Here is a 1777-nt window from a genome sequence, read left to right as displayed (position 1 = left end):
AGGTCCTGGGGACGGCCCGCGATGGCGCGCAGCAGCCAGGCCCGCCAGTCGGCGAGCGCGGCCCGGCGCGCGATGTGCGCGTCGAGAGCGGCGAAGGCGGCACGCCAGGCGTCGTCGCGCTCCTCGGCGAGGGCGGGCAGGTCGCGGACGGGTCCGCGCAGCAGGACGACGGCCGCGGCGAGGCCGGCGCAGACGCCGCCGGCCCGCAGCACCCGGTCGAGCTCGCCCAGGGAGACCGACAGGGAGGCGCCTGTGCCCGCGCGGCGGCCGAGCAGTCTCTCCACGGCGCCGCGCTGCGCGGGCGTCGCGCCGGTCAGTGAGACGGTGCCGGTCAGCGGCCTGCCGCGCTCAAGGCGGGTCAGGGCGCGGTCCACCAGCCAGGCGGTCTCCGCGCCGCCCAGCAGCCTGGCCAGCCGCTCATCCATCGCGCCGCCCGCTGTGCCGTTCGGTCCTGCGGCGCTCCCTGCCGTCCCAGCGCCACGGGGTGACCAGGACGGCGTCCACACCGTCACGGCGTGAGAGCTGGGCGATGGCCAGACCGGGCACCTGCGGGTAACAGCCCCACTCGCGCTCGCTGGTCATCACCACGTCCATGTCGAAGGTGGCCAGCAGGCCGAGACACTTGGCCCGCGAGTCGTCGTCGACCCCCGCGAACGCCTCGTCGAGCGCCACGAGCCGCGGAGCGTGCGGATTGCCCGCCGACTTGTAGTGCGCCGACGCGGCGGCGAACAGCGGCACCGACGCGGCCAGCACCCGCTCGCCGCCCGAGGCCGGGCCGGTCGCGGGCCGCCACTGCCCCTCCTGGAGCCGCTGGATGGCGAACTCGTGCCAGCCCCGGTAGTCGAGCGCCCTGGTCAGCGCCTCGATCCAGCCCGCCGCCGGGTTGTCGGCGTGCTCGCGGGCGATGCGCTCCTGCAAGAACGAGCCGACCGCCGTCCGGTCCTCCTGCGACCAGGCGTCCACCGTCTGCCGCAACCTGCCTCGGATCCGGTCCAGGCCCTCCGGGGCGTTCCTCGCCGTCTTCCACACCAGGCGCAGCCGCATGCCCGTCGAGGTCGGCCGCGACTCCAGTTCCTCGTTCATCCGCGCGACCTCACCCTCCGCCGCCGCGATGAGCTCGTGCAGGGTGCCCGCCACCTCGTTGAGCAGGTGGTTCTCCAGGACCTCGCGTTCCTTGGCCGACAGCAGCTGGGCGCGTTCCGCTGTCTCCCGCGCGAGCGCGTCCACCAGGTCGGGGATGTCGCGGGCGCGGCCCTGGAAGCGCACGTCCACGAGCATGACGCCCTCGGTGACGGTCAGCCCGGCCGAATGCCCCTGCCGCGCCATCGCGTCGGACAGCAGCTTGTGCTCGTCGGCGACCTTCTTCTGCACCCGCTCCCACGGGGTGTCGCCGTCGTCCACGCCGTCGAGTTCGGCGTTGACCGTCCGGGCGAGCGCCACGGCGGGCGTCACCGACCAGGGCCCGCTCGGGTCGGGGACGCGCAGCTCCGGCAGCGCCACCAGCGGCAACCCGGTCGCGACGAACGCCTGGAAGTCTCTGACCGCCTCGTCGCGCTGCGCCGTCGCCTCGGCGATCTCCTTGGCCAGCCGCTCCCGCACGCCGACCGCCTTGCCCCGTTCCGTGGCCAATCGGCGCTCCTCGTCCCGGGTGCTCTCCTCGGCGCGGGCGCGGGCACGGTCCTGCTCCTCCACCTCCTCCAGGCGGCGGTACAGCTCGTCCACGGCGGCGCCCGCCGTCGCCGCGAGCTCCCGGTAGACCTCGGCGGCGCGCTCGGCG

The 1777-nt window shown here is 75.4% G+C and carries 2 protein-coding genes; both read right to left on the bottom strand.

Going from position 1 to position 1777, the window contains the following annotated elements; genetic code table 11:
- Positions 1-425 (bottom strand): TIGR02679 domain-containing protein (locus ABD120_RS11035; protein ID WP_343949665.1); only part of this gene is annotated, 425 nt, incomplete at its 3' end.
- Positions 418-1044: an SbcC/MukB-like Walker B domain-containing protein gene (locus tag ABD120_RS11030; RefSeq protein WP_343949681.1), complete on the bottom strand. Its 627-nt coding sequence runs from the start codon at positions 1042-1044 to the stop codon at positions 418-420. The genes ABD120_RS11035 and ABD120_RS11030, both read right to left, overlap by 8 nt.
- Positions 1045-1777 lie beyond the last annotated feature (733 nt).

The sequence above is a fragment of the Nonomuraea longicatena genome, assembly GCF_039525605.1.
In the GTDB taxonomy this organism is placed as follows: domain Bacteria; phylum Actinomycetota; class Actinomycetes; order Streptosporangiales; family Streptosporangiaceae; genus Nonomuraea; species Nonomuraea longicatena.
The sequence above is the reverse complement of the archived record's forward strand: the minus strand, read 5'-3'. Positions and strand labels throughout refer to the sequence as shown.